We start from the raw sequence: 25,815 nt of genomic DNA, 5'->3' as shown, positions 1-25,815 counted from the left end.
CGACTTATTTTTTTGCCTTTCCCTGAGACTCCGGCGTCTTAATTTTCTCGGTGTGTTTCGCTTCGCTAACACCAAACTTGAGATGGTAAGCCATGTGTGTAGTCCATCGTCGGAGAGTTCTCTAACAAAAGAATGACCGTTTTTACCTGTTCAAACCAGTTAAATAAAGCATAACAAGGATATGAATAATTAATGCGCTCTCTGAGTTACTGACGAAAATTGAACTCGCCTCACCGACACAGCGTGACAAAGGTACGACCTTTGAAAACCTTTGTGTTCAGTATTTCCTTCACGAACCTAAATATGCTGAGCTGTACAGCGATGTCCTCAGTTATGCAGGATGGATTGCCCAGTACGGTGATGCTGTTGGCATTACGACTAAAAAAGACGCCGGTATTGATTTGGTGGCAGTGACCAAAACCGGTGAGTTTCATGCTATTCAGTGTAAAAACTACAATCAGACTAAAATCGCAAAAAAGGACATTGATAGCTTTCTGGCTGCTTCTGATAAAAAGTATTTTACACTCCGGTATATCGTCGCCTCCACGGATAACTGGACGGAAGAAGCCAAAAACATGTTGCGGGACAAGGCTGTTCCTGTTACCGCATTAAGCCTGACTGACCTTGAACAAAGCGCACTGGACTGGTCACAGTTTGATTTTGATCCGGCATATAAACCGGTGATGAAAGCAAAAAAACAGCTCCGAGCTCATCAGATACCCGCGCTGGAAGCCGTTAAAAGAGGGCTTACGACCGCCGATCGCGGAAAACTTATCATGGCCTGCGGCACAGGAAAGACGTTCACGTCGCTACGTATCGCTGAAGCCGTTGCCGGAAGGGGTAAAACGGTCCTGTTCCTTGTTCCGAGTCTGGCATTGCTGAGTCAGACGCTGGATGAATGGACACAGGATACACTGGTTGACCTGCGCTGTTTTGCCGTCTGCTCTGACAGTGATGTCGGTAAGAAAAACCATGATGACAATGTTGTCGTCGGCATTAGTGACCTGAAATATCCGGCGACCACAAATGCGGACAGTCTCGTAAAAGCCTTTAATCAGCCTGATATTTTCGGCAGTGATAGGCAGCCATAAATGAACGTGGTGTTTTCTACCTATCACTCTGTTGAGGTTATTCATCAGGCGCAAAAACTGGGCTTCCCTGTGTTTGATTTCATCATTTGCGATGAAGCGCACCGTACAACGGGCGCGACCTTTGAAGGTGATAATGAATCTGCTTTTGTCCGTATTCACGACAACGCTTATATCGCCGGTAACAAACGGCTATATATGACGGCAACCCCGCGTATTTATAGTGACGAAGCTGAAAATACCGAGGGTGTAGAAAACGTATATTCTATGAATAATGAAAAGTGGTTCGGTGAAGATTTATATGTCATTACGTTTTCTAAAGCCGTCCAACTGGGCATTCTTTGCGACTACAAAGTCATTGTGCTTGCTGTAGAAGAAAGCCATATCAGCCGCCGTATCCAGTCCCTTTTGAGAGATGAAAATAATCAGCTCAAAGTGGATGATGCGGCAAAAATTGTCGGTTGCTGGAAAGCACTGGCAAAACAGGGGCTGGCGGGTACAGACGGTGTTCATCCTGAGGCGATGAAACGGGCGGTGGCCTTCTGTCAGGTGATAGAAAAAGATTTTCGCGGAAAGGCGCACAAGGTCAGCTCTAAACTGATCACGGAAATGTTCGGAGCAGTGGTTGAGGCCTATCAGGCATCAGAGATTGAGCATCTTAGGGAAATCGTGCCGGATAAGGAAATTGATCCGGCATTAATGCTTCAGTGTCAGGTTCAGCACGTTGACGGCGCCATGAATGCCACGCAGAAGAAGTCCAAAATTGAGTGGCTGAAAGAAGAGACACCGGACAATACCTGCAGGATATTGTCCAACGTCCGTTGTTTATCTGAAGGTGTGGATGTGCCTTCTCTGGATGCGGTGTTGTTTCTCACGCCGAGAAGCTCTCAGGTGGATGTGGTGCAGTCTGTTGGGCGTGTTATGCGCCGTGCTGAGGGTAAAGAGCTGGGCTACGTCATTCTGCCTGTTGTCATTCCCGCCGGAGAAGAACCGGAAAATGCCTTAAACAATAATCAGGCCTACCGTGTTGTCTGGCAGGTACTGAATGTGCTCAGGGCGCATGATGACCGCTTTGATGCCATGATCAACAAGCTGGAGTTTAACGGGAAAGACACCGGCAGAATGGAAGTGATCGCTGTTGCCGATAAAGTCGTTAAGAAAATTAAGCGGCAGACGAAAAAATCCGAGCTGGCAGGCAAGGCGCGTAAAAGCAGTGGTATCGGTTCAGCAGTTAGTCCCGATCCTGAACAATTTGATATTGAGTTTTCTGTCGGTGAGATTGAGCGTGCCCTGTACGCAAAAATCGTTAAAAAATGCGGTAACCGGCATCATTGGGAAGACTGGGCGAACGATATTGCCAAAATTGCCCGCACCCATATCGACCGGATCCACGGTATTCTGGAAAATCCCGCTAATACGGCTGAAATCAGCGCGTTCAGGGCATTTGCGGATGAACTGCGTGATGATCTGAATAACAGCGTTTCCGACGATGAAATCATTGAAATGCTGGCACAGCACCTGATAACCAAGCCGGTCTTTGATGCTCTATTTGCGGATTACAATTTCACTGACCATAACCCGATGAGTATGGCTATGCAGAACGTGCTGAACACGTTGCAGGAGCATCATCTTGAAAAAGAAGCCAGCACACTGAACAGCTTCTATGAGTCGGTAAAAATGCGGGCTGATGGCATCACCACCGCAGAAGGTAAGCAGCAGATTATCGTGCAGCTGTACGACAAGTTCTTCCGGAACGCCTTCCCGAGAATGACGGAGCGCTTGGGGATTGTGTATACCCCTGTCGAGGTGGTCGATTTTATTATTCACAGTGTGAATGACGTACTGATACAGGAGTTCGGACAGACGCTGGCCGACAAAGGTGTGCATATTCTTGATCCGTTCACCGGAACCGGTACGTTCATCACCCGCTTGCTGCAAAGTGGTTTGATCCCGTCAGATAAACTGGCTTACAAGTTTAAAAATGAAATCCATGCCAACGAAATTGTCCTGTTAGCCTATTACATTGCGGCAATTAATATTGAAGCGGTGTATCACGGTATCACTGAAGAATTAGAGTACACGCCGTTTGAAGGAATTTGTCTGACAGATACCTTTGAAATGTATGAGAAGGATGACCTGGTCAGTGAAGTTCTGGTTGATAACAGTGAACGCCGTAAGCGGCAGAAGGCACTGGATATTCGGGTTATCATCGGGAATCCACCTTATTCAGCGGGTCAGAGATCAGAGAATGATAATAACCAGAATATTAGCTACCCTCATTTAGATAAGAGGATATCCGATACGTATGCAGAGTATTCATCAGCAACACTGCAAAAAAACTTATATGACTCTTATATTCGGGCTATTCGCTGGGCAAGTGACCGTATTGGAGAACAAGGTGTTGTCGGTTTTGTGACTAATGGCGGATATATCGACTCTAACTCTGCTGATGGACTGCGTAAGTGTCTGGCGGAAGAGTTCAGTAGTTTGTATTTTTTCCATTTGAGGGGAAATGCGAGAACGTCAGGAGAAGTTCGCCGCAAGGAAAAAGATAACGTTTTTGGGCAGGGAACCAGAACTCCGATTGTTATTGCTATTCTGGTGAAGAATCCTGCTGCAGCCCAAACTGGGCAGATTTATTTCCATGATATTGGTGACTATTTGACTCGTGAGGAAAAACTGGAGAAGATTTCTGATTTTGCTAGGGGCTGTTGACAATTAACACAGCCAGACGAATGCAGCAGCGAGCGCAACGAATGATGCGAAGCGTTTTGAGAGTTTGTCGAAGCGTGTAGCTACGCGTCGAAATTGCTTGATACGGCAAAAGAAACGTTCGATCAAATTGCGTGAAGCGTAAAGATGTTTGTCCAGTGGGCGTTGCTCACGGCGATTCTCTTTGCTGGGGATGACAGCCTGAATGCCTACCGACTCCAGATATTGTAGAATCACATTCGTATCGTAGGCTTTGTCTGCAGCCAAGCTTGAAGGTTTCAATTCACCAAGTAAAGGCAATGCTTCTCTGGTGTCGCTCTTTTGACCACCAGTCAAACTAAAACGGGCAAGCATGCCCAGCCCATCAACCAGAGCGTGAATCTTGGTTGTCAATCCCCCGCGAGAACGACCAATCGACTGGTCACCGTTTTTTTGGGAGCGCCCGCTGCATGCTGATGAACCCGTACGATAGTGCTGTCGATGAAGATTTCCTCGAAATCGGCATCGCCCGCAAGTTCAGCAAAAACGGAATGCCATATTTCTGCCCGTGACCATCTGGCAAAGCGTTTGTACACACTGTTCCAGAGTCCGAAATCGGGTGGTAAATCTCTCCATGGGCTTCCAGTTCGGGCGATCCATAAAACCGCTTCGACAAAAAGCCGATTATCTGCTGCTGTTCGTCCCGGCTCCGAATCCTTTCCCGGCAAAAACGGGCTAATCCGTTCGTATTGGTCATCACTGAGCATCAATCTTGGCATTCTGCTTTTCCAAAAAAGACAGAATGTAAACAGATTCTTTTACAAAAAAACAGGTTCTTGGCGATGATTGTCAACAGGCCCTAGTATCAATGGTATTGAAAAAGTTCATGGGTGGCAGGTCATTACACCTGATTCTAATAATGACTGGCTTAATCAGCGTGATGATAGTTTTAGTGACTTTATTGAGATAGGTAATAAAAAAGACAAAAGTTCAGTTTCGATTTTTGTGAATTTTTCTCAAGGGATTCTAACGACCAGAGACTCATGGTGTTATCAGTATTCAAAAAAATCTCTAGAGACAAACATCATGAAGCTAATTGCGACGTACAATCGTGATAGAGGTCGATTGACAGGCTTGTCAAATATAAATGATAAGGATTTGTCTGGTTTTATTGACAATAATCCAGAGAATATTAGTTGGACGGCAAACTTAAAAGAAAGCTTAAGAAAAGGTAAGGTTATAGATTTAAACCCAGACAACATAAGAATGTCGATGTATAGACCATATACGAAATCTTGGCTTTATTTTAATCGCCAATTAAATGAGAGGGTTTATCAGATCCCTCAAATATTTCCTGAGAAAGATTCAGATAATCTTGTAATTTGTGTTATAGGTAGAGGTGCGACCAAAAAATTCAGTGCTATTATTGTAAATACAATACCAGACTATGAGATGATATCTAAAGGACAATGTTTTCCACTATATATCTACGACGATTCGGAGCCCTCTAGTAAGACTGAAGACCTTTTTTATAAGAGTCAATGCAGTAAATCTTTTAATAAAGTATCTAGAAGGGATGCCATTTCTGATTTTGGATTGATGCATTTTTGCAATTTTTATAATGAAAAATCTATTAGCAAATTGGATGTTTTTTATTATACACATGCACTATTGAATAATAAAAATTACATTGATCGATATATTGATAATTTATCTAAAGAGCTTCCGCGTATTCCATGTGTGAAGAAATATGAGGATTTTTTGAGCTACGCTAAAGCTGGTCGTGATCTGGCTGACTTACATTTAAACTACGAAACAGTTGAGCCATATAAAGCGACTATTGATACTGGTTCTTTACTTTACTCTCAATGAGGTAAAGATGATTTTTATGGGCTTTGTTGAATAAATCAGAACTTGTGACTACAGCTCCCCTAGCAGATCGATTGTTATGCGATCCGGATGCTGTTCGGCATGCCTAACAGCGTCATTTTGTTAAGCGCTTTGACCATCGCCATTGCCTCACCTACCTGCGCATCATAGTCACGTAGACTTAGATGATCGCCCAGAAGCGTTTTGAACCGGAATATCGCTGTTTCAGCCACTGAGCGTCTATGATAGCCCACTTTCTTTTTCCAGACATCGTTACTGCCGCTTAGACGCTGATCCGCAACCGCGTGATTACGCTCATGGTATCGGTCTGGCCAATATTGCGCACCACGTCGTGGAGGAATAAGAGGCTTTATCCTCTTCCTCAGCAGCACATCATGACAGTAGCGGGTATCGTAAGCGCCGTCAGCCGACGCTTCCCTGATTTTCCGGTGGGTCTGGTTTATCAGGCCCGGTAGAGCCTGAGCATCAGTCGTGCCGCTGAGTGACAAATCAGCACAGATAATTTCATGCGTCACACTGTCTGTGGCCAGATGCAGCTTACGCCACACCCGCCGTCTTTCTGCACCATGCTGCCGGACTTTCCATTCGCCTTCGCCAAAGACCTTCAGGCCGGTTGCGTCAATGACCAGATGGGAGATTTCACCACGGGTCGGCGTTTTTATGCTGATTTTAACGGTCTTTGCTCGCTTGCTGAGCAGCGAGTAGTCTGGGCATCTTAGCGGCAGCCCCATCAGTTTAAAAATGGAGTCAACGAAGCCCTGTAAAGCCCTTAGCGAAAGGCCAAACACGCGTTTCATCATCAGAACAGTGGTGATAGCCATATCTGAGTAGTGACGCGGCCGGCCACGCCGTTCAGGCGTTGTTTTCTCCGTCCATGCAGAAACGGACGACTCATCCAGCCATATTGTCAGAGACCCGCGCAGCTTGAGAGCTTTGTTGTACGTAGACCAGTTGGTGATTTTAAATTTTTGCTTTGCCATGGGGTGCAGATGTTGAAATGACGGTAGTGATCTGAGCAGATGCTCACCTAAAAGTTCTATTTATTCAACAAAGCCATTTTTATGTTGAAAAAATGAAATTTGCCAAAAAAGATGAAAAAAGCACTGTCATCTATAATAATAAGATTCGCATAAAAAACATTCCCGTTGAAGCCTATGACTACATTGTGAATGGTAAACCTGCTCTTGAGTGGGTTATGGAGCGCCAAAGCGTTTCGAAACACAAGGATAGCGGGATTGTTAATGATGCTAATGATTGGGCAATTGAAACAATGGACAACCCTCGATACCCGTTAGAGCTGTTCCTGCGGATCATCACTGTCAGTCTTGAAACGCAAAAGATTATTAATAATCTACCTAAGCTCGAAATATAGCGTAACAATAGTTCAGGATGGTTATTTCCCATCCTGAACTAGCTCCCTTTATTAGTATAATAATATTATTTCCATCCATTTTTAATTCGTTAAAATAAAAATCTATGGTCGGCAACCATAAAGTTGATGTGTTGAAAATCCATTTTGGACCCCATACTCCAGATAGATATTTCTCACTTCCTCTACAAAAATCAAGCATCTACTGTTTAGTTTATTTAAACCGCTTAGGTCACTTTTCAGGCAGCAAAACCAAATTGATTTTTTATCTTTAGTCGGGTGTAATAAGCTTGGGTATATATCTTTAGTATGCTCGCATCTGTTCTTCTCGGACGAAAGATAGATAATGTCTATTTCAGCGTTGAATTTCGTGGATCTTCTGTAGCTCATCTCAAAAAGTGGATCTCCATGGGCAATACTGTTCCTTATTGTTTTTAGTGTTTCATATAAGTACCAGAATTTTTTTTTAGATTTATCGTTCCGTCTGTTAATTCTGAAATCTTACTGGCTGCTTCAAAGCTATCAGAGAAATTATTAATCTCAATGAAATATTTATTTTTGTACTCTTCTTTTTTTAACAGGCAGGTCAAGCACCAAAAAATCTTAACTATCATATTTTCAATCAGTGCAGTATGTTTTACCAGCATCAATTCGTTTTGGAATTTTGCTAGCGACTCTAGGTGCTCGAGAGGCTGGGTATATATGCGTTTTTGTGTGTTGATGTCATATAATGTGTCCCAGTTTTGAGAATTTTGTGCCTCTTTTATTTTTTCATTGAAAAAGACTTCAACACTTTGAAGCTGTGAATCGTATTCCTTAAAGTTGACGTGGTAGTTTTTTGTTAGATTACTAATAACTGCTTCAAGTTTTTTAATCTCATTTCGTACATGGTTAATCCTCATTAGTGACATTGCAGTTGATCCTTAGCTTCTCTTGATTTTTATAGGCATTTGGAACAAATCTGATAGTGGTTCCCAACTGACAGATTATATTCTTTTTAGCAAAGATACCTCAAAGTAATGAGAGTTGCGATTAAAAGTAGACCTAACGATCATAATCGCTGACCACGATGCTTATAGATGCTGGGCGAATAGCTGCTTCTGGAGGATTTCTGTCAGTTGTAACAAGCAGTACCGGCCAGAAGCGGACGGATTTGTAGTGGCCTGAGTATGCTGTTCTTTCTTGCGGCTGAGGGTATCTTCGAACTAGGGTTCGATTGATGAAAGACCGTGGTGATTATGAGGCGATGGCAGAGCTTTTCCAAGCTGATTCGTCTTATGCGATGGAGTTGCTGGTAGAGGTTGTTCATTATAGTAATAGGGATGAGTTGGCCATTTTGGATGATAAAGATAATCCAACTTCTTTAACATTTTTACGCTACATGGTACTTTTCATGGTTTTTCTATTTCACCATATTTTAACTGTATGTTTTATAATAGATTAATTGTTTTGTTTATGATCGAGTGGGAGTGATTTCGCGTCTGGCAACAGCCGGCACGTATAAGCAGTAAAACATCGCTAAGCCCTCATCATTGAGGGCTTTTTTATTTTTATCATGGTTTGTCATCGCATAATTCTTAATAATCACATTAATGCAGAAATAAATTTATGGTGTGACACCGTTATGACATAGCCGGAGAAAATATGGATGATGGACTCGCGCATTTAATTTCTGATTTTCAAAAAAACGTTATGGCTGCAGTTCAATTAATGTATCGGTCAGGCATTCCTTTGCCATCCAGTTGTTATAACTGGATTAAAATGGATATTCCTGTTCGTGGAACGCTCGACGGCGGTGGAGAATATTATAAACACGGTGCCGGGTGTGCAGTGAGCTTTGAAGAAGGATGCATTGATTTCGATTTTGGTGAACACGGGGAAATTGGGGAGTTCAATTTATGGTGGCTTTACCAATTTGCCGGCAATGAACTCGCAACGTATGGCTTTGATAGTGAAACTGAGCTTGCCGAGAGTCTCGAGAACGCTCTCTCTACGGGGGCGTTAGTTTGTGTAGGGCTTGACCTGTGTTACCTGGCAAACAAGCCTAGTATGTTTGCTATTGATATTGATTCACGTCTTCCCGGTGATGTGCTTCCGAGTCGTAACCAAGATCCTGTCTTCACACTGTACGCTCATACTTTCCAGGCAGCAGATCTTATGCTTGAAAATTATAGGGCGCTCAGTAAAAAGGGGGATAAAAACAATTACCTTAGTCAACGAGAAAAGGTCGATCACCGGATCTATCTTTCGACGTGGCTTGGTTTTTTAAGAGCCACTTGCGAGGGATTTGGGGATCTTAAAATGCGCCTTTTGCTTGGAGAAGATCGGCCTGCAACGTTCAAAGCGCTCATCCCAATGTCGGATAATCTAGGAAGGATGATGAAGAAACATGCCGATCCTCTCCGAGAGTTGCGAAATGATGTTTTCCACCGCCGTGAAGATGCCTCAGCAGTACGTCAGTTCTTTGAACTTGGCATGGATCGCCTTACTTGGGCTCATGAGTTACATGGCGCGCTTGCCGCATTCTTTTCCCGATACCGTGTACTCTGCGAGGTACACTACCTGATGAATGGACGCAAAGGAGAGAGTGATTTAAGGCATCAACGCCTCCGTCGTAAAAAAAGGGCGCTTTAAGCGCTCTTATCTACACTACCTCAACGCATCACGAGTGCGTTTCAGCCTCACGGGTGACACAAACTTGAATAGGCTCTTCGATAGCGCCCAGACTGAGGAGCCGTTGCAATGCGGATATTTCGGTATCGGTGAGTTCATGCCCTTTGGTCAACACCATCAAATCGTTGTTGGTACGGATATCCTCATCAATTATCCAACCGGTTTTTAATTCACCAATCCGTACCGTGCGGATACCCGCCAGATTAGCGCGAAAATCTGTCAGACTTTTAATGATGTATTCAGGAATGGCGGGGTGTGCACCACGCAGAATTTCTCTCGGATGATCCAGACTTAACCCTCTGGCTGCATGGCGTTCTAACAGTAGGGTTGCGTGTAACAGTTGTGCGCCCCTGATGACTTCAACAGGCGCATCGACGGGAGCCGCTGTCATTTGGTAACGGATAATATCGGCGACCTTCTCAAGCCGCGGGATGTTTGTCACTAGCCGAGCGGCAACATTAGGATGTTCCTCTAGCAGTTTTTTTTCTTCTTCAGAAAGCGGGCGCTGCGCTGCATCAGCTTGAACGATATCGATCGGAATGCCAACACAGCCGATCTGGCTCAATGCCGCTGCGATGGTGTATATCCATTCATCAGGCCAAGCGAGTTTTTTCAGCGCATGTTGCACGCCGGATTGGGCAAAGGCTGAGCGCTGGAAGGCCCAGGGGGCCACCATAGCGAGTACTTCTGTCATCGTTTTTACAGATGCGCTGAGTGTGGTTTCTAATAATTCTTTTTCCAGACGAACCAGCTGATACTGCCCAACGGCATCGTTGAGTGCCAAAACCAGTTCTTCTTTCGAGCAAGGTTTACAAAGGTAACGAAAGATTGCGCCTTTGTTGATTGCCGCGATAGACGATTCAATATCAGCTTGACCCGTCAGGAGGATGCGTACACTGTCGGGGGCGATTTCTCGTGTTTTTTCGAGGAAGGTTGCGCCATCCATACCTGGCATTCGCATATCTGACATGATCACGGCAAACGGTGTCCCCCAACGAACGGCATCCAGTCCGGCCTCACCACTGCGTGCGGTTGTAACGTCAAACTCACCAAAAAGATTGCGTTCCATCGCTGAGAGTACATTGGGTTCATCGTCTACACAGAGCACGCGGGGATGCGCTATTTCAGTCATGATTGCATTCCTGTATATGGGCGAGCATGTTTTGCCATAACGGTTGCTTGCCAAGCATGTCGGTCTGTTCAAGATAATCCATGTCAAGGGGGGGGCTATTCGCGAGAGCAACAGCAACATGCACGGCACCAACTACACCGAATTCAGTGTCTGTGATGAGAGAGGGCTGCTCGTGGTACGCAACGGCTTCCACAATATCTAGGGGCAATCCCCATAATGACAGGAGATATGCGCTTACAGCTGCGTTAACGGTGGTGTTACTGCGTGTTGGTGCTGTCAGACCATGGTGTTGTCTGATTTCAGGTATCAGTTGTGCGATATTGGCAAGCAGTGCGGCGACTTGTGCCGTACTTTGATGACCCGATATTTGGGCTGCTAGCGTTGAGGCTAGCAGGGCGCTTTGCTGTAATTGCGCTATATAGGGATCTGTTTTGGCGTCTGAAAATACTTGCGATGCAAGGATGAGAATCTTAACGTGATCCAACCCCAAATGACCGATGGCATTTGCAATATTCGTTATGTGGCTGCCTCTGGAGAAATAGGTCGAGTTGGCAAGTTGTAAAATTTTTGCGCTTAAAGCAGGGTCACTGCTTAGCAGTCGTGTAATGTGTCGTGTATCGCTGTCAGAATGCGCGAGAAGCTGACCTATTTCGACAAACACGTTTGAGGCTGTTGGCAAGTGACTCGCATGACCTATGATATTGACCACAGCGGGATCCTGAAGCATATCGCGCAGTAACAAGGTGTTTTTTTACCATGCCTATCAGCACATTGCTTTCACAGGGTTTAGAGACAAAGCGGTGAGCGACGTCCAGCATACGTTCAGTGGCATCCGGGTCAGAATAGCCAGACAGGATGACGCGTATTGTACCAGGCCAGTGTGTACGTATTTGTGAGAGTAATTCAGCGCCATCCATAAAGGGCATGCGCATGTCGGATATCACGACGTCTGCCGGTTGTTCTTCCAGCATGGAGAGTGCCTTTTGCCCACTGTTGGCAAATCGACATTCCCATTCGATGTTTTGCATTATCAGCGCTCGTTCAATGCCGGAGAGCACTCTGCTTTCATCGTCAACGAACATCACTTGCATGCAGGAGGCTCCTCAGGGAGAGCATTAAGCGGCAGCAGTAAGATAAATGTTGTACCCACGCCTTCTTCTGACTCGCACCGGATCTGTCCTTGATGTTTATCCACAATAATTGAATAAACAATCGCAAGGCCCTGGCCTGTCCCTTTACCTATGGGTTTCGTCGTAAAAAAGGGGTCGAAGATGCGGTCACGAATACTGGCAGGAATACCAATACCATCGTCTTGCACACGGATTTTCATGTATTCACCGCATCGAGCAGCAGAGATAGCGATATGGCCTTTTTCTTTAACGGTTTGCTGGATTGTGTCAGTAATGGCATGAGCGGCATTGACGACCAGATTTAAAATTGCCTGGCCAATGGCATCCCTAAGGCAGGGAAGGGGGGTAGGTTATCCTCAAAATGAGTCTCAAGTTCAGCAACGTATTTCCACTCGTTGCGTGCGACGGTAACTGTTGTGTTGATAATATCGCGTACATCCACCTGCGCTTTTTCGTTGTGAGAAGGGTAAGAAAATTCTTTCATGGCGGCGACGATTTTTGCGATATGAGCAAGACCTTCAAGTGATTCGTCTAACGCCCCAGGGATTTGCCGACACAAGAAATCCACTTTCAACTGTTTACGCGCAGTGTCGAATGCGGCCACGGCGGGCTCTCCAGCACATTTCTCTCGTATGGCGTCGAACAGTATTTGCGCCGTTTCCAGTAGGCTAATAAGCGACGACGCTGCAGTTTTCACAAAGCCCACATTATCGCAGACATATTGCGTAGGCGTGTTTATCTCGTGGGCGATGCCTGCGGCGAGTTGACCAATGGATTCCATCTTTTGTGCTTGAAGGAGTTGTGCTTGAGTCAAGCGTAGCTCCTTAAGTGCTTTTTCCAACTCACCGCGTTCATTTTCTAATGCCAAGGTTTTATGAGAGACGACTTTTTCCAAGCGCACGTTTTGTTTGAGAATAGCGAAAGGTGTTGCATGCTCTTGTGCCTTCTCTCGAATAATACGGCGCTTTAATACATCGATCGTTTTATCTCTGGCCGCCAGCTTACGTTGGTACTCAGCGTTGGACATGCCTGATACCGTGGGCGTGGAATGGGTTCTTTCGTTCAACACACTATCCCCCAATGGCTATGCCGGTGAAGGTGTGATTCACATGCAATCCGTTATATTGCTCACCGTAAGTGGAAAACCCTACGACGCGGTTTTTCACCATGATGTCGGCAATCTGTTGGTCGAGTCCGTCTTGTTCAAATTGGAGGCGACGCAGGATGCAATCACAACCGATAATTACGGGGTCCGCTAGAGTCTCTCTAACCTTGTTGAAGGCCCGTTCTAGCGTTTGGACTGGATCCTCCGCTTTAGCGATAGAAACGATAAGCCCTTCTTCAATAGCGCAATAACAGGTAAGAGAAAAATCGGCATTCCATTTTTGGATGGCTCGAACGTAGGGATCGTCGCCCAAGGAGAGCACAAGCGGGTTACTGGAAAAGATGGTTGGGGTTAATTCAGATACGGTTAACCCCAAGGCTTCCGCGTAAGCAAGTGCCGCTGGTTCACCGTTTATCTCAAAGATAAGTCGTTTCTCTGGATCGGCCTCAGTAATAACCAATTCGATCTCGCTGTGATTGAAATGCTGAACTTTAAACGTGACGACCGTCGATTTGGTCTCAATGACCGCAAATATAGCTGCGTTAGAGATAAAATGACCATCCCCATCATAGACATGCGCTTTTTCAAAACGTAAGTCATCGCCAGCAGAACCGCCAATAATCGGAATATTACCTATTTGTTGATAAAGGCTTGCGACCAGACGCTCTTCAATCATTGAGAGGCCATCGACCAGTAACAGACTAAAACGGTTAAGTGCGGGTCTATCTTTACTATCATGGTGAATAGCTTCAGCAATTTCAGCGGCTATTTCTGCATAGTTCTCCAAAGGGTGGATCGTAAATGTGTGAGCGCTAAAATTTTTGTTTAAGCCCAACCCCACTAAGCCTGTACGTTGAAACCCTTGTGCACCAATTTGCCGTGAAGTTGTGCAACCTATGCAGGTGCAGGAAAAGGATTTTTTTAGTTCTCTGCCTAAAATGTTTAAATCGTAGTCAGGAGAACAGAAAAAAATGACCGTATTGATATCTTCATGACTAATCTTACTGGCAAAATCGGCAACAGCCTGGACGGGATCTGGTGATGTGCTATTTGCATATTTAAGTTGGAAATTCATGAGAGTACTCCCGCGCTTTTGAGTAGAAATTTTTGCATGAATTTCTGCAATATTCGATTGTCTCTATGAAAATAGACCAGCACATCAAATAGTAAATAGTCAGTATTTTATTTTAATTGCAAATATCGCTTCTTTTTATTTTACTAAGGCATCTAAAAAGCGAAGCACTGATGAAAGTACCCTAGCTACGCTTTTATATCGGCTTGTAGGTGGTGCTATAAAGGAATGCTCGCTGTCCTTGCCTTGTCGTCACGACCGCACGCTAGGCATGTATGTATGTGCCTTGCCCAGTGTTCTACGGACTATTTATGCTGCTACAGCCCCTTTATGACTTTATCTACTGTTTAGCGGGATGCTTACACTCCGGGTTGTGGCGCTAAGCCCGATGACATCCTCTACATCGATTTCAGCGGAGAATATCCTGCGATATTCTCCGCTGGTTTTAGCGCATTTCGCGACTCAAACCTTAGAGAAGCGGATTGATTTTACTGATCAATACGTTGCCATTAATGCCATTTACCGTCCCGTGAGATGAGTATTCCCAGAAACTCCAGTTTCCTTTTCCCCAGGGATATAAGGTATCAGGGGAGTCAGGCTGTGTTCTCCAGTGTTCGGGCCAGATTTTTATTTTCCGAAAGAAATCATCATGCAATTCCCATGCAACGCTGTTCTTCCAGGTATCAATATTGGTTTTGATGTACAAATTATTGGTGCAGATGGGAAGGTCTGAATCAATAATATGCTGTATCAGATGATAAAGGTTATTCGCCATTTCATTTTTGGTGGCAGTTTTATTACTTCCGACCTTATTGTTGACTTCAAAGGCAAAAGCATCTTTGTTGGTAAAACCCGCTTCTTTCAGCGTGTTCACTATGGTTCTGGCCTGTGCTTCTGGCGTGCTGGATTTGGCTCGAAAAATGTGCCAGGCCCCGGAAGGGATACCTGCCACTCTGGATTTTCGGAAATTTTCAGAAAACGTCGGGTCAATATAAGTCTCACCTTCTCCCAAGCGAGAAAACGCCATGCTGACACCGTCTTCTTTTACTTTATCCCATTCAATGGTTCCCTGGAATCTGGAGATGGCAATAACGTTGTTGTTCATAATCATTCCTCTCTTTTTGTGCTTGAATAATAGTCCTTTAGGTGTCAAAACGATAAGGCGCTACCCTGTTCAGGTAATGACACCTCATTTTTGGACAACACAAAGAGAGTATTTAATTAAACAGTTGGTAAACCATCGGATAATATTGCCACGGTATTTTTAAGACCCCGCTAGGGCAGCTGAACATAAGCGAATACGCAGCTGGGAAAAAGTATTTGTGATTGCCGATATTGCACTAAGGGGGGCTGGTGGCTATTCAACCGTCACTCAGGATTGAGCCCATCATAATTTTCGAAATGCCAGGTCTCAAGGATTTGTCCGTTAACAATGTGGTGCATGTCCATTCCGGTGAAACTTACCTGACGGCCTGATGCTTTTCGATGCGCAATATCACCAACGTGACGCCCTTGCATGGCAATCCGGCACACCACCAGATCACCTTCCGCAACCATGGCCTCAATCTTAATGTGAAAACCCTCCAGCGCTGCGTGTGTTTGCCGCACCGCGCATTTGAACCCTTCAGGGGTGTTTGGCTGACCGGGATCGGCAGGGTGGTTAATCCAGTTGGCAGCCAGGATTCGGTCGAATATGGCACCGTTGTTAGCATTAAAAGCGTGATAAAAAACGGTTGCCACCGATTTTTTGTCGTCCATCGTGTTACTTCCCCTCCGTTTTATGAAACATAACAGTGTATGAGAGCAGGATGAAAATTCAAAAGTGCCGGTAAATTCTACTCCCTCCTCTGCCTTAAGGTATCATCTTGTGATTGATGGGCCGTTTGATAAGGGAGAACAGGATGCACATTTCTGATGAAGCCATCCGCGATTTGAATACGCTGTCCGGGTGGTTAGCCCTTGACGATCTTGGTACCCATGAAAATCTGAACCCGGAGCTGCTGATTTTGGCGGGGCACGCCATCATGCCGAACATTATTGGCGCGCTTGACTTTGCCGCACGAACTGGCGTCCCTGTGTTGCTGAGCGGGGGGATCGGCCATTCAACCACGCTGTTACAGCAGGCGGTAAAACAGGACCCACTCACGGCTGCTATTGAGACCGCATGGAAGGGGGAAGCAGATATTCTCGCCGAGATAGCGCATCAGGTTTTTGCGATCCCCCGGGAAAAAATAGAGATAGAAAATCGCTCGAACAACTGTGGGCAAAATGCGGATTTCAGCAGAGACAGGCTGCTGGCCCTGTCATCGATCCCCGCGACGATCGTGCTGGTTCAGGATCCGCTCATGCAGCGTAGAACCTTTGAATCTTTTCAGTACAGTTGGCGGCAGAAAACGATAACCAGCCGATTTATCAACTGGCCGGTATTTGTGCCACATGTCGTCAACGTGAACGATTCCCTGGTGATTACCGGTGGACAGCGTGCGGGCATATGGACGCTTGAACGCTATATTTCCATGATATTCGGTGAGGTCAAGCGCCTGCGCGATGATGAGACAGGCTACGGGCCGGCAGGGGCTGGTTTTATCGGCCATGTTGCTATTCCTGATGCGGTGGAAAACGCCTGGCGACGGCTTACTGAAAACGACGAACTGGTGGTGAGCATCAGATAAACCTGCCGTCGGGCCGTACCGACGACAGATTCCGGCTATCAGATTTGGTTGTGGGTACTATTGGCGTGTTGCCGGGAAAGGCCGCCATTTGTCTTCACAGGCATACGCTGTTTTCACCGCTGTTGCGTTGGCGATGGTCGAGGGCGCTGGGGTTAAACCGCCTTCGGCCACATGAACAATGGCGTTCTGTTGATACCAGCCTTGAAGATTATCGATTTTCACAGCGTCAAAGGTGACATCAAGAGGGTGATCGCTGTCATAGCCGTTAAGTACCACTTGGCCGCCGCTACCGGATACATTTTTGAGCAAAATAGAGTGGTACCAGGGAATAAGGTTGCCTTTTTTGCCTTCATAGGCCGTATCCAGCGTAATCGGCCATTTGTTATTGCGTAAACAGATATTCTCAAACTTGACGTTTTCAACGATTCCGCCGCGGCTGGAATCACTTTTAATTCTGATGCCTGACGTTGTGCCATCCAGGGTCAGATCTTTAATCAGAATATTACTGATACCGCTGTTGGTCTCACTGCCGATAGACATGCCGTGACCGGCATAGAAGTGGTTATCCAGAATAGAGATAAAGCGCGTTGGCCCACTGTTGCCTGCTTTTATCGCAATATTGTCATCACCGGTGCGAATAACGCTTTTTGCTATCGTCACATCGGTTGCCGCTCCCGGATCGATACCGTCGGTATTACGCGCATCCGCTGGGGTATCAATAACAATTCCCCACACCGTGACCCCTTGTACCTTATTCAGCACCAGATGAAAGTTAGGTGAGTTGATTAAATGGATCTGATAAAAAGTCAGGTTTTTGGCGTTATCCACCTGGATAAGACGAGGCACGTTCTGGTTGCCCCCTTCCTTTTGCGCGCGCCGCGCCAACTGCCACCAGGTTTCAGTCTTACCCGCCATGATCTGGTTGCCACGTCCATCAATCGTGCCTTCGCCGAGCAGGCCGCCGCCCTGTACGTTATCAAAATGAATAAAAGGCTGACAGTGTCCCTTCTGATTGCTGAGCGTGCCGCAAATGCCATGGCCTTTATCGTAATCGCTGGGGTTGGCAGAGGCTGCGAGCACGGCACCTTTATCCACCCATAGCCACGTGTCGGAACGCATACTCAGAGGACCGCTTAAAAAGGTAGTTTGGCCGCTGGCGGCGATTAATTTCACCGCGTTACCCGCAGGGCAGCGATCGATGGCCTGTTGAATCCGCTGCTGATTATTTCCCGGTTCGGGCGTCAGGGTGGTACAAATATGCTGGGGGTAGGTGGGTTCCTGCACCTGGCGGCGATCGGCGGCGTGCGCGATGCTCAATAAAAATGCGGGGCAAAGCGACAGTAACGTTGTGAGTGTTTTTGCTTTCATCGGCGTAGCCTGTTAACCATCATCCAAGGTAAATTCGTTGTTTTCTTCCAGATGATAATTAAAACAAAACCGCAGACGCGGCTCTCTCGTTGCCACGTAAGAAAGTGTCACAAAGTTATACGTCGTTTTATCGCTATCGCTGCCCCTTTTATACTGTCGCTGCAGAATAAATATCAGCGCGTAGACAGTATCTTTCAATCAAGACAGAGCTTTGGCTTTCAGCGTTTGGTATTCATCTTCAGTAATGGTGCCATCGTCTAACAACTTTTTGGCCTCTGATATCTGCTCCGTGGGCGATTTTCCAGCTACCTCTCGAATATACTCGTTAGTTGCTGAGACGGATTTTTGCACCTGCGCGCGATGCCGTTCTGCCATGCGCTTGCCGCGTACGATAAGGTAAATGAGAGAGGTAAGGAGCGGAATAAACAGTAGGAAAACAATCCACGCCGCTTTGTAAAGGTCGCTGGCTTCTTGGTCGCGAAACAGATCGGATACCACCTGGAAGAGAATAAAAAGATAGGCAATAAAAAAGAACAGTGAAAATACCGAGACCAATATATCCCACAGCGTCAGTAGGTGTGTTGCCATTTTTGTGTTTCCTCAGGATTTAATGAATTAAATCAGGCATCGCGATGGACATAATAAAGGTATAGCACAGATTTATTTTTTCCACACAGCAGGGAAATACAGACACGAGGGGGGCTGTGGCAGCGAATTGATGAATAAGCGGTGAGGAATAACCGCCAAAGACATCGCGCGCTATTGATCTACCGATGGTGCAGCCTGTGCATCATCTTCAAAAGCAAACAGGGTAACCAGATCGATGTGTAATCCCACGGCGATGATATAGAGCACTTCCAGCGTAGGATTACGCACGCCGCGCTCGACACCACTGAGATATGTGCGGTCCAACCCACATTTTTCAGCAAAAGCTTCTTGCGACAGATTCGCCTGCAACCTGAGTGATCTTACGCGCTGACCCAGACGGGCTTTGATGGAATGGGGTGTTTTCATGGAGTAAGCATTGTTTTTTGATGCTTATCAGTCCACGGACTATTAGTCACAATGGTAAGATTTTGTGGTAACGTAGTGACTTATAGTCAACGAAACGGAGGTGTAAATGGAAAAGCAGGACTGGCACCCAGCAGATATCATTGCTGCCATAAAAAGGAAGGGGACGTCGCTGGCGGCGTTGTCTCGGGCATCTGGATTAGCATCATCAACACTGGCGAATGCCCTGACGCGACGGTGGCCTAAGGGGGAGCGGCTTATCGCACAAGCGATAAAAGTGAGTCCGGAAGAGATCTGGCCTTCACGCTACCTGAAAAATCGTCGCTGAGCGGGGAGGCTAAGTAGCCATCCGCCCTACGCGGGTGGCTGCGATGGCCTGCTGTTTGGTACAGGCTTGGTATCATGGTCGCTCTGCACGTTTTTACAGCGAAAGGTATTGCTGACAGCCTTGATTTCTTTGATGATGCAACAATGAAGCGTTATTTGTTGCTGGCATTAACAGGATGAGGCTGATGAAGTTTACCAAGATCGTGGGTGTGACCATCGTCAGCGTGTTGCTGTTGTCATTTTGGCAAAGCTGGGCGCACTCGACGCGCGGTGGTGAAGCGCTGAGCGGCCAGGGATGGTGGTCCGCTCGGCGTGACTCAGCGGGCGTCGCGCCCGATCCCGTGCGTTGGCGCGATACGGCTATTGTTCAAGTGTATGCCGCGCCGACCTATGGCTGGCGCGGTCTGGTGGCGGTTCATCCTTGGATTATCCTGAAGGCCAAGGGTGAAACACGCTACCGGCGTTATGAGGTGATCAGTTGGGGAAGCGACAATGTGATACGCCTGAATTACACGCTACCGGACGGATTCTGGTACGGCGCCACACCGAAACTGCTGGTTGAACATCGCGGTGAAGCGGCACAGGTGATGATCCCGCAGATCGATGCCGCGATCAAAAGCTATCCCTGGCCGCAGACCTATCGTGCCTGGCCTGGGCCGAACAGTAATACCTTTCTCGCGCACATTGGTCGTGAAGTGCCTGCCTTAAAGCTGGATATGCCTGCCAACGCTATTGGTAAAGATTACCGCTCCATCGCAAATCCGGTGGGGCTGGCTCCCTCAGGTAGCGGCGTTCAGGTTTCGGTTCTGGGGGCGCTGGGCGTAACACTGGCGCTGGAAGAAGGCCTGGAGGTGAACCTACTGGGGATGAACCTGGGCATAGATGTGAATCCACCAGCGTTGCGTCTGCCTTTCATTGGTCGATTAGGTTTTGACAATGTCGATCAGCAGCAAGAACGCTGACGATAAAAGGTATGGCGCGATAACCGATACGTCCTGTGAAGAGCACTCCGCTACGGGTGCTCAATAACCATTACCGCGCAGGTATCTTCTTCCAATGCTTCAAAGGTGTGTGGCCCATCTGCGGCATAGCTGACGTAATCGCCGGCGTTAAGTGTAATCTCATGCCCTTCAGGACCCAGCACGGCACGCCCACGGCTGAGCATGACATGTTCCAGTGTGCCGGGTTGATGGGGGACAGAGCGGCGTACACTCCCCGGCTGCGCTGTCACGCGGTAGATATCGCGTTGCATTCCTCTCGGACAGACGGCGAGCAGTGTCACAAAATAATGTGCCTGTTCAGCGGCTACGATTTCGCCTTCATGCGCACGGATCACCTGCACGCGGGGCTGCGGTGCTGCAATCAGCTGTGTTACCTGCACATCCAATGCCATCGCCAACGCCCACAGCGTCTCCAGACTGGGATTGCCGCTGCCTGATTCCAATTGGGATAGCGTCGATTTTGCGATACCGGCGCGTTTGGCCAGTTCACTCACGGAAATCCCGATCCGCTCGCGTTCACGTTTTACCGCTACGGCGAGAATACCTATCGGCGTTGATGAAAGCGGCATGTTGTTCTCCATAAAAAGCGATCGTTCTTTTTGACAGTCGATATTGCGACCGCCATTATACCACGCGTTCTTTTTGACGAACAATCGTTCGTTATGTTATTTACTGTATGCGAGGTACTAGGTATGGCATCCGATCAACGCGCCGAGTGGGGAGCAGGATCGCTGAAGATGGCGATAGCCATGATCATTTCAGGAACGGTGGGATGGTTTGTGTTAGCCACAGACTTACCTGCATTAACGGTGGTCTTTTGGCGCTGTGCCTTCGGCGCGTTAGCGATGGCGCTGGTCTGTGCTGCGCAAGGACTTTTACGCCGTGGCATGCTGACGCGCAGGCAGTTGTACTGGGTTATGCTAGGCGGCGTCACTCTGACGCTCAACTGGGTTTGTCTGTTTATCGCGTATGCGAAAACCTCTATTGCCGTTGCCACCATCACCTACCACGTACAGCCGTTTATTTTGGTTGCGCTAGGCGCGGTGTTGTTCAATGAAACACTGACGCGGTATAAGCTCGGGTGGATGGTGATGGCCTTCTCCGGTGTGGCGCTGATTATGTTGGGAGGCCAGCAACAGAATCAGGATTCTGGTCAATACGTCTATGGGGTAGGGTTTGCATTGGCTGCCGCTTTTTTTTACGCCATCACAGCAGCGATTACCAAAGGATTGCGCGATGTGTCTCCTTGCCTGATGGTGTTTATTCAGTTAACGGTGGGCTGCGTGATACTACTGCCTGTTGTCTCGCTGCCCACGACATCCTCTGTCAGCTACGTCTGGGAACTGCTGATGGTGATTGGCTTTGTACACACTGGCCTGATGTCTGCGCTGCTTTACAGCGCGGTACAAAAAATTCCGACAATATTGGTCGCTGGGCTGGCGTTTATCTATCCCGTCGTGGCTATTTTGGTCGATGCCTGGGTGTTGCATCGGCCATTAAATGGGGGGCAGTTGACAGGCGCACTGATCGTTCTGGCAGCGGTTGCTGGCATTAATGTCCGGTGGCGTTTTTCCCCCAAAGGCAACCGCGCTAATCCGCCTCATTAACGCGTTATGCTGGTCTGCATGAATGTTGACCAGGGTCAGCATTCATTAGGGCGGGTTCAGGCTACGATGCGGTTCCGTTCCGATATTTTTTTCGCTATGCCCATCATACTTCAAGTTGCAGGTGTGTTGGCTGCGGCAAGCGCTGTTCAAAACCTAAACGCGTTGTCCTGCAACGCGAATTATTTAGGGGATAAAGGATCGGTTTTCAGGATGAAAACAGGGGGCAACAATGCGTAGGCGGTTTCGTGTTTATAACAGGGGGACGTTCAATGCTCGATCATTTAAGTGTTCCGGTGACAGATATTGATCGCAGTCGGCAGTTTTATGAAAGCGCGCTGGCACCGTTAGGTTATCGTCTGATTAAAAATTTTGATCATGCGATAAGTTTTGGCGTGTTGGAAGGATATGGAAAGTCCAGCGATCCTGGCGGTGAATTTTGGATCTATCAGGGAAAAGCATTACCTTGTCCGGCGACGCATTTTGCATTTAGTGCTGAGACGCGTGATGTGGTTGATGCATTTTATCATGCGGCAATCGAGGCTGGCGGACAAGATAATGGCAAGCCGGGAATTCGAGCGCTGTATCATGCCCATTATTATGCGGCATTCGTCCGCGATCCTGATGGATATAACATCGAGGCTGTCTTTCATCGCGCTATTGCGTCTTAGGGATATCACTTCTTTTGTTGGCTGCAAACGATCAAAGAAAGTCGGATCCTGATTGATATGCATGCTAATACACCAGCGGTATTAATTTTTCCGCCATTTTAATCGAGTCTTTGGCGGATAAAAACTTTTCGTCAAGGAAGGCTAGACGCCGAGGGGTGATAACGATTGCAGATGAGAAAAGATATGCATGGAGTACAACGTTGCTCCATGCATAACAAGACAAGTGATGCGCGCTAATACGGCAAGGAAGAGAACAAATTAAATCTCGAAATCTTCCAGCGTTTTGCTTCCGCCATCAATGGCTTCACGGATCGCTTTAGGCGTGCGGCCTTGGCCGGTCCAGGTTTGCTCGGTGCCATTCTCATCAATATATTTATATTTTGCCGGACGAGGATCGCGTTTGGCCTTGGCCGGTTTGGATTTCACGCTCTCCAGCAGTTCAGACGGATCAATACCGTCTTCAAGAAGCTGAGCACGAATGGCATCCAGTTTTGCCAAACGTTCTGCCTGCTCTTTCTGAATTTTGCTGTCTTCTTCGCGACGCTCTTCCACAATTGCAGTGAATTTGCTTAACAGCTCTTCCAGGGTTTCAAGATCGGTATCTCGGGCCTGAGCGCGAAGAGAACGAATATTACTTAGCACGTCAAAACTCATCATGGTGTTCCTTTAAAAAGAAGAGACATTATTAGCTTACAAGATATTTTTTGATTTTCCAATATACACCAGATACGCCGACATGAAATATTTTTTTATAGCGTCTTATGTAAAAAAATGCGTAACACGAGACGCAGGTAAAGCAGGAGCGTTAATCGTTAGCTGGTTAATAACACAACGCCTTGCGGTTGCCTCTCTTTATTAATTCATCACTCAACCATCCATAGTTAAGCTGGGTTGTCTGTTCACGGCATTGGCATCCCTAATCCCTCACCGGTGTCAACTTATCGGGGCGATCTCATTTTCCCCGGTGCGTAACACTAATTATTTAAGGGTATAAGCGCAACGGGGAAGAATATAATGCCAGCGTGGCATACGCAGAGCGGAAGGAAAACTGGGGGGTAAGTGTGAAAAAACGTAACAGGTTGCTTTCCTTTTACTCCGTGGGAATGAATGCCTAGCCAGGCCGTCGGCCTTTGACGGTCGGCAAATACAAATCAATTTACACACTCTGGTTTGATGATTATCCTGAATAGGCTTTGCTGTGGCAGTCCCACAGTAAATTGATGTTGCGATGACTCGGGGTGCCCTTCTTTGTGAAGGCTGAGAAATACCCGTACCACCTGATCTGGATAATGCCAGCGTAGGGAAGTCTCGGTATTCCGATCGGCTACCGTCTTCTTGCACGCCGGTTGGGAGTGATAATGAACGACCTTCCCACCGATTTTTCTGCTGCCCACGCGGCGGCAGTTTTTCACGATTTCTCAACGGCTTCGCCGTTAGTCCATTGCCTGACCAACGATGTGGTCCAGTCTTTCACTGCCAATGTGTTGCTGGCGCTCGGTGCCTCTCCCGCGATGGTGGTGGATCCGGGCGAGGCGGCACAGTTTGCTGCGTTGGCCGATGCACTACTGATCAACGTAGGGACCTTAGAATCAACGCGCGCTGATGCGATGTTGGCCGCAGTGCATAGCGCGAATCAAGCGGGAAAACCTTGGGTTCTGGACCCCGTCGCCGTCGGTGGGTTGCGCTTTCGCACTGACTTTGTGCGTGAATTGCTGCCTTGCAAACCGGCGGCGATTCGTGGCAATGCCTCGGAAGTTATCGCGCTGACAGGCCTTGCTTCTCAGGGGCGAGGTGTTGACAGCCTGGATGCCTCCATTACTGCCATTCCGGCCGCGCGCGAACTGGCGGCGCGCTGGTCAACCGTGGTAGCGGTGACGGGAGAAGTGGATTACGTTACGGACGGTGTGCGCCTCTGGGCAGTAAACGGCGGCCATCCGGTGATGACGCGTGTAGTGGGCACTGGGTGCGCACTCTCCGCCGTCGTTGCGGCATTCTGTGCTCGCGGTGAAGACCGGTTGTCTCAGGTTGCGACCGCGTGTGCCGTCATGGCGCGGGCAGGAGAACAAGCCGCCGCACAGGCTAGTGGGCCGGGCAGTTTTACACCTGCATTTTTGGATGCGCTTGCACGGTTGCGCCAGGAGGCACAGATATGTGCCTGATAAAAGACAACGCTCCCCGAATAAATGCATTAACGATAGCAGGCACCGATCCTAGCGGTGGCGCAGGGATCCAGGCCGATCTGAAAACTTTTTCTGCCCTACGCGCCTATGGCACCAGTGTGATCACGGCGCTGGTGGCGCAAAATACGCAGGGAGTGCAGTCGGTTTATCGTATTGAACCTGATTTTGTGGCGGCTCAACTGGATTCAGTGCTGAGCGATGTGCGTATCGACAGCGCGAAGATCGGCATGCTGGCGCAAAGTGATATTGTAGAAGCCGTTGCTGAGCGCCTGCAACGCTATGCTGTCCCTTATATTGTGCTGGATACGGTGATGCTGGCGAAAAGTGGCGATCCTCTACTGGCACCTGAAGCAGTCGCCGCGATTCGAGAGACGCTGCTGCCGCGTGTGTCACTGATAACCCCCAATCTGCCTGAGGCGGCGGCGTTGTTGGCGTGCAATGCGGCGACGACAGAAAGTGAGATGAAAGCACAAGGGCAAGGGCTGCTGGAAATGGGGTGCCAAGCCGTATTGATCAAGGGGGGCCATTTGAGTGACTCGGAGAGTCCGGACTGGCTGTTTCAGCGTGGGCATGCACCGCAACGTTTCTGCGCGCCACGGGTAAACACCCGGCACACGCATGGCACAGGATGCACGTTGTCTGCGGCGCTGGCGGCGTTGCGTCCCCGGCACCACGATTGGGAAACTACGGTGCAAGCGGCGAAGCATTATCTTCAGCATGCATTACTGGCGGCAGATTCATTGGCGGTGGGGCAGGGTATTGGGCCCGTGCATCATTTTCATCAATGGTGGTGAAACGCTCGGCGGCGATAAGCCGCCGACATTGTGGTTT

At 47.7% G+C, this 25,815-nt stretch carries 28 protein-coding genes, 1 pseudogene and 1 riboswitch; of the genes and pseudogenes, 13 read left to right on the top strand and 16 right to left on the bottom strand.

Annotated features, from left to right (window positions below; translation table 11 throughout):
* Positions 1-185 precede the first annotated feature (185 nt).
* Together K6K13_RS15155 and K6K13_RS15150 are read left to right on the top strand one after the other, a co-directional pair.
* Positions 186-1,091 (top strand): restriction endonuclease, encoded by a 906-nt coding sequence (locus tag K6K13_RS15155; protein ID WP_222161121.1) that lies wholly within the window; start codon positions 186-188, stop codon positions 1,089-1,091.
* Positions 1,092-3,803, top strand: coding sequence for a helicase-related protein (locus tag K6K13_RS15150; protein ID WP_222157738.1), 2,712 nt, complete (start codon positions 1,092-1,094; stop codon positions 3,801-3,803).
* Positions 3,804-3,806: 3 nt separating this feature from the next.
* Here the strand turns inward: K6K13_RS15150 and K6K13_RS15145 are convergent.
* A pseudogene (locus K6K13_RS15145) lies at positions 3,807-4,546 on the bottom strand (IS5 family transposase).
* Between the two features lie 79 nt (positions 4,547-4,625).
* Here K6K13_RS15145 and K6K13_RS15140 point away from each other — a divergent pair.
* Positions 4,626-5,651 (top strand): type ISP restriction/modification enzyme, encoded by a 1,026-nt coding sequence (locus K6K13_RS15140; protein WP_222157737.1) that lies wholly within the window; start codon positions 4,626-4,628, stop codon positions 5,649-5,651.
* A 74-nt stretch (positions 5,652-5,725) separates the two neighbouring features.
* Here K6K13_RS15140 and K6K13_RS15135 read toward each other — a convergent pair whose 3' ends face one another.
* Entirely contained in the window at positions 5,726-6,649 is a 924-nt protein-coding gene (locus tag K6K13_RS15135; RefSeq protein ID WP_222157231.1) for an IS5 family transposase, read from the bottom strand.
* A 92-nt stretch (positions 6,650-6,741) separates the two neighbouring features.
* Here K6K13_RS15135 and K6K13_RS15130 point away from each other — a divergent pair, with 92 nt between their 5' ends.
* Complete coding sequence (locus K6K13_RS15130) at positions 6,742-7,041, top strand: type ISP restriction/modification enzyme (RefSeq protein WP_252120314.1); 300 nt, start codon at positions 6,742-6,744, stop codon at positions 7,039-7,041.
* A 431-nt stretch (positions 7,042-7,472) separates the two neighbouring features.
* Here the strand turns inward: K6K13_RS15130 and K6K13_RS15125 are convergent, their stop codons facing one another.
* Positions 7,473-7,949: a hypothetical protein gene (locus K6K13_RS15125; RefSeq protein ID WP_222157736.1), complete on the bottom strand. Its 477-nt coding sequence runs from the start codon at positions 7,947-7,949 to the stop codon at positions 7,473-7,475.
* A 308-nt stretch (positions 7,950-8,257) separates the two neighbouring features.
* Between K6K13_RS15125 and K6K13_RS15120 the strand changes: the two genes are divergently transcribed.
* Together K6K13_RS15120 and K6K13_RS15115 are read left to right on the top strand one after the other, a co-directional pair.
* Positions 8,258-8,482 (top strand): hypothetical protein, encoded by a 225-nt coding sequence (locus tag K6K13_RS15120; protein ID WP_222157735.1) that lies wholly within the window; start codon positions 8,258-8,260, stop codon positions 8,480-8,482.
* Between the two features lie 200 nt (positions 8,483-8,682).
* The gene (locus K6K13_RS15115; protein ID WP_222157734.1) at positions 8,683-9,672 is read left to right on the top strand and encodes a DUF6896 domain-containing protein; all 990 of its coding nucleotides are present in this window, start codon (positions 8,683-8,685) and stop codon (positions 9,670-9,672) included.
* A gap of 28 nt (positions 9,673-9,700) precedes the next feature.
* On the opposite strand, the gene K6K13_RS15110 is transcribed toward K6K13_RS15115, so the two are convergent.
* The 8 genes from K6K13_RS15110 to K6K13_RS15085 all read right to left on the bottom strand — a co-directional run bounded on the left by K6K13_RS15110 (position 9,701) and on the right by K6K13_RS15085 (position 15,908).
* A complete protein-coding gene (locus K6K13_RS15110; RefSeq protein ID WP_222157733.1) occupies positions 9,701-10,843 on the bottom strand; it encodes a response regulator in 1,143 nt (380 codons plus the stop codon).
* Positions 10,836-11,522 carry an HDOD domain-containing protein gene (locus tag K6K13_RS23330; protein WP_252120313.1) on the bottom strand — a complete coding sequence of 229 codons (687 nt, stop codon included), beginning with the start codon at positions 11,520-11,522 and terminating at the stop codon, positions 10,836-10,838. Before K6K13_RS23330 ends, K6K13_RS15110 begins: the two co-directional genes overlap by 8 nt.
* Positions 11,467-11,934: a response regulator gene (locus K6K13_RS23325; RefSeq protein ID WP_252120312.1), complete on the bottom strand. Its 468-nt coding sequence runs from the start codon at positions 11,932-11,934 to the stop codon at positions 11,467-11,469. The genes K6K13_RS23330 and K6K13_RS23325 overlap by 56 nt, the downstream gene beginning before the upstream one ends.
* Positions 11,925-12,248 carry a sensor histidine kinase gene (locus K6K13_RS23320; RefSeq protein ID WP_350338156.1) on the bottom strand — a complete coding sequence of 108 codons (324 nt, stop codon included), beginning with the start codon at positions 12,246-12,248 and terminating at the stop codon, positions 11,925-11,927. Before K6K13_RS23320 ends, K6K13_RS23325 begins: the two co-directional genes overlap by 10 nt.
* 26 nt (positions 12,249-12,274) lie before the next feature.
* Positions 12,275-13,000 (bottom strand): sensor histidine kinase, encoded by a 726-nt coding sequence (locus K6K13_RS15100; protein ID WP_252120311.1) that lies wholly within the window; start codon positions 12,998-13,000, stop codon positions 12,275-12,277.
* Between the two features lie 43 nt (positions 13,001-13,043).
* Positions 13,044-14,153, bottom strand: coding sequence for an FIST N-terminal domain-containing protein (locus K6K13_RS15095; RefSeq protein ID WP_222157732.1), 1,110 nt, complete (start codon positions 14,151-14,153; stop codon positions 13,044-13,046).
* 466 nt (positions 14,154-14,619) lie between these two features.
* A complete protein-coding gene (locus K6K13_RS15090; protein ID WP_222157731.1) occupies positions 14,620-15,255 on the bottom strand; it encodes a glycoside hydrolase family 25 protein in 636 nt (211 codons plus the stop codon).
* 263 nt (positions 15,256-15,518) lie between these two features.
* On the bottom strand, positions 15,519-15,908 hold the full coding sequence (locus tag K6K13_RS15085) for an ester cyclase (protein ID WP_222157730.1): 390 nt from the start codon (positions 15,906-15,908) through the stop codon (positions 15,519-15,521).
* A gap of 143 nt (positions 15,909-16,051) precedes the next feature.
* Here K6K13_RS15085 and K6K13_RS15080 point away from each other — a divergent pair, with 143 nt between their 5' ends.
* Entirely contained in the window at positions 16,052-16,822 is a 771-nt protein-coding gene (locus tag K6K13_RS15080) for a YdcF family protein (protein ID WP_222157729.1), read from the top strand.
* Positions 16,823-16,879: 57 nt separating this feature from the next.
* Here the strand turns inward: K6K13_RS15080 and K6K13_RS15075 are convergent, their stop codons facing one another.
* From K6K13_RS15075 to K6K13_RS15065, 3 genes are all read right to left on the bottom strand, one after another.
* Positions 16,880-18,190: a glycoside hydrolase family 28 protein gene (locus tag K6K13_RS15075; RefSeq protein WP_222157728.1), complete on the bottom strand. Its 1,311-nt coding sequence runs from the start codon at positions 18,188-18,190 to the stop codon at positions 16,880-16,882.
* A 198-nt stretch (positions 18,191-18,388) separates the two neighbouring features.
* Complete coding sequence (locus tag K6K13_RS15070) at positions 18,389-18,778, bottom strand: SHOCT domain-containing protein (protein WP_222157727.1); 390 nt, start codon at positions 18,776-18,778, stop codon at positions 18,389-18,391.
* 171 nt (positions 18,779-18,949) lie between these two features.
* Positions 18,950-19,204: a helix-turn-helix domain-containing protein gene (locus tag K6K13_RS15065; RefSeq protein ID WP_222157726.1), complete on the bottom strand. Its 255-nt coding sequence runs from the start codon at positions 19,202-19,204 to the stop codon at positions 18,950-18,952.
* A gap of 106 nt (positions 19,205-19,310) precedes the next feature.
* Between K6K13_RS15065 and K6K13_RS15060 the strand changes: the two genes are divergently transcribed.
* Together K6K13_RS15060 and K6K13_RS15055 are read left to right on the top strand one after the other, a co-directional pair.
* Positions 19,311-19,529, top strand: coding sequence for a helix-turn-helix domain-containing protein (locus tag K6K13_RS15060; protein WP_222157725.1), 219 nt, complete (start codon positions 19,311-19,313; stop codon positions 19,527-19,529).
* Positions 19,530-19,713: 184 nt separating this feature from the next.
* Complete coding sequence (locus K6K13_RS15055; protein ID WP_222157724.1) at positions 19,714-20,490, top strand: DUF3750 domain-containing protein; 777 nt, start codon at positions 19,714-19,716, stop codon at positions 20,488-20,490.
* 50 nt (positions 20,491-20,540) lie between these two features.
* Here the strand turns inward: K6K13_RS15055 and K6K13_RS15050 are convergent, their stop codons facing one another.
* On the bottom strand, positions 20,541-21,098 hold the full coding sequence (locus K6K13_RS15050) for a helix-turn-helix domain-containing protein (protein ID WP_252120310.1): 558 nt from the start codon (positions 21,096-21,098) through the stop codon (positions 20,541-20,543).
* 123 nt (positions 21,099-21,221) lie between these two features.
* On the opposite strand from K6K13_RS15050, the gene K6K13_RS15045 reads away from it, so the two are divergent.
* Positions 21,222-22,136: a DMT family transporter gene (locus K6K13_RS15045; protein WP_222157722.1), complete on the top strand. Its 915-nt coding sequence runs from the start codon at positions 21,222-21,224 to the stop codon at positions 22,134-22,136.
* Between the two features lie 269 nt (positions 22,137-22,405).
* Positions 22,406-22,804 (top strand): VOC family protein, encoded by a 399-nt coding sequence (locus tag K6K13_RS15040; RefSeq protein ID WP_222157721.1) that lies wholly within the window; start codon positions 22,406-22,408, stop codon positions 22,802-22,804.
* A 258-nt stretch (positions 22,805-23,062) separates the two neighbouring features.
* Here K6K13_RS15040 and K6K13_RS15035 read toward each other — a convergent pair whose 3' ends face one another.
* Complete coding sequence (locus K6K13_RS15035) at positions 23,063-23,461, bottom strand: H-NS family histone-like protein (RefSeq protein ID WP_222157720.1); 399 nt, start codon at positions 23,459-23,461, stop codon at positions 23,063-23,065.
* Between the two features lie 567 nt (positions 23,462-24,028).
* Positions 24,029-24,125, top strand: a riboswitch (TPP riboswitch).
* A gap of 37 nt (positions 24,126-24,162) precedes the next feature.
* Here K6K13_RS15035 and thiM point away from each other — a divergent pair.
* Both thiM and thiD read left to right on the top strand, forming a co-directional pair.
* Positions 24,163-24,963, top strand: a complete 801-nt coding sequence (thiM, locus tag K6K13_RS15030; protein ID WP_222157719.1) for a hydroxyethylthiazole kinase — start codon at positions 24,163-24,165, stop codon at positions 24,961-24,963.
* Positions 24,954-25,778 (top strand): bifunctional hydroxymethylpyrimidine kinase/phosphomethylpyrimidine kinase, encoded by an 825-nt coding sequence (thiD, locus tag K6K13_RS15025; RefSeq protein WP_222157718.1) that lies wholly within the window; start codon positions 24,954-24,956, stop codon positions 25,776-25,778. The genes thiM and thiD overlap by 10 nt, the downstream gene beginning before the upstream one ends.
* The last annotated feature ends 37 nt before the right edge of the window (positions 25,779-25,815 follow it).

The sequence above is a fragment of the Symbiopectobacterium purcellii genome (assembly GCF_019797845.1).
GTDB classification, from domain to species: Bacteria; Pseudomonadota; Gammaproteobacteria; order Enterobacterales; family Enterobacteriaceae; genus Symbiopectobacterium; species Symbiopectobacterium purcellii.
Note: the sequence above shows the minus strand (reverse complement) of the source record. Positions and strands in the feature narration are given on the sequence as shown.

Excerpts from the sequence above, each read along its gene's own strand:
- K6K13_RS15115 (WP_222157734.1), top strand. The coding sequence starts at position 8,683 with ATGGATGATGGACTCGCGCATTTAATTTCTGATTTTCAAAAAAACGTT.
- K6K13_RS15035 (WP_222157720.1), bottom strand. The coding sequence starts at position 23,461 with ATGATGAGTTTTGACGTGCTAAGTAATATTCGTTCTCTTCGCGCTCAG.
- K6K13_RS15120 (WP_222157735.1), top strand. The coding sequence starts at position 8,258 with ATGAAAGACCGTGGTGATTATGAGGCGATGGCAGAGCTTTTCCAAGCT.
- K6K13_RS15075 (WP_222157728.1), bottom strand. The coding sequence starts at position 18,190 with ATGAAAGCAAAAACACTCACAACGTTACTGTCGCTTTGCCCCGCATTT.
- K6K13_RS15150 (WP_222157738.1), top strand. The coding sequence starts at position 1,092 with ATGAACGTGGTGTTTTCTACCTATCACTCTGTTGAGGTTATTCATCAG.
- thiM (WP_222157719.1), top strand. The coding sequence starts at position 24,163 with ATGAACGACCTTCCCACCGATTTTTCTGCTGCCCACGCGGCGGCAGTT.
- K6K13_RS15060 (WP_222157725.1), top strand. The coding sequence starts at position 19,311 with ATGGAAAAGCAGGACTGGCACCCAGCAGATATCATTGCTGCCATAAAA.
- K6K13_RS15100 (WP_252120311.1), bottom strand. The coding sequence starts at position 13,000 with ATGTCCAACGCTGAGTACCAACGTAAGCTGGCGGCCAGAGATAAAACG.
- K6K13_RS15090 (WP_222157731.1), bottom strand. The coding sequence starts at position 15,255 with ATGAACAACAACGTTATTGCCATCTCCAGATTCCAGGGAACCATTGAA.
- K6K13_RS15085 (WP_222157730.1), bottom strand. The coding sequence starts at position 15,908 with ATGGACGACAAAAAATCGGTGGCAACCGTTTTTTATCACGCTTTTAAT.
- K6K13_RS15095 (WP_222157732.1), bottom strand. The coding sequence starts at position 14,153 with ATGAATTTCCAACTTAAATATGCAAATAGCACATCACCAGATCCCGTC.
- K6K13_RS15065 (WP_222157726.1), bottom strand. The coding sequence starts at position 19,204 with ATGAAAACACCCCATTCCATCAAAGCCCGTCTGGGTCAGCGCGTAAGA.
- K6K13_RS15070 (WP_222157727.1), bottom strand. The coding sequence starts at position 18,778 with ATGGCAACACACCTACTGACGCTGTGGGATATATTGGTCTCGGTATTT.
- K6K13_RS15055 (WP_222157724.1), top strand. The coding sequence starts at position 19,714 with ATGAAGTTTACCAAGATCGTGGGTGTGACCATCGTCAGCGTGTTGCTG.
- K6K13_RS15130 (WP_252120314.1), top strand. The coding sequence starts at position 6,742 with ATGAAATTTGCCAAAAAAGATGAAAAAAGCACTGTCATCTATAATAAT.
- K6K13_RS15040 (WP_222157721.1), top strand. The coding sequence starts at position 22,406 with ATGCTCGATCATTTAAGTGTTCCGGTGACAGATATTGATCGCAGTCGG.
- K6K13_RS15135 (WP_222157231.1), bottom strand. The coding sequence starts at position 6,649 with ATGGCAAAGCAAAAATTTAAAATCACCAACTGGTCTACGTACAACAAA.
- K6K13_RS23325 (WP_252120312.1), bottom strand. The coding sequence starts at position 11,934 with ATGCAAGTGATGTTCGTTGACGATGAAAGCAGAGTGCTCTCCGGCATT.
- K6K13_RS15125 (WP_222157736.1), bottom strand. The coding sequence starts at position 7,949 with ATGTCACTAATGAGGATTAACCATGTACGAAATGAGATTAAAAAACTT.
- K6K13_RS15050 (WP_252120310.1), bottom strand. The coding sequence starts at position 21,098 with ATGCCGCTTTCATCAACGCCGATAGGTATTCTCGCCGTAGCGGTAAAA.
- K6K13_RS15045 (WP_222157722.1), top strand. The coding sequence starts at position 21,222 with ATGGCATCCGATCAACGCGCCGAGTGGGGAGCAGGATCGCTGAAGATG.
- thiD (WP_222157718.1), top strand. The coding sequence starts at position 24,954 with ATGTGCCTGATAAAAGACAACGCTCCCCGAATAAATGCATTAACGATA.
- K6K13_RS15080 (WP_222157729.1), top strand. The coding sequence starts at position 16,052 with ATGCACATTTCTGATGAAGCCATCCGCGATTTGAATACGCTGTCCGGG.
- K6K13_RS15110 (WP_222157733.1), bottom strand. The coding sequence starts at position 10,843 with ATGACTGAAATAGCGCATCCCCGCGTGCTCTGTGTAGACGATGAACCC.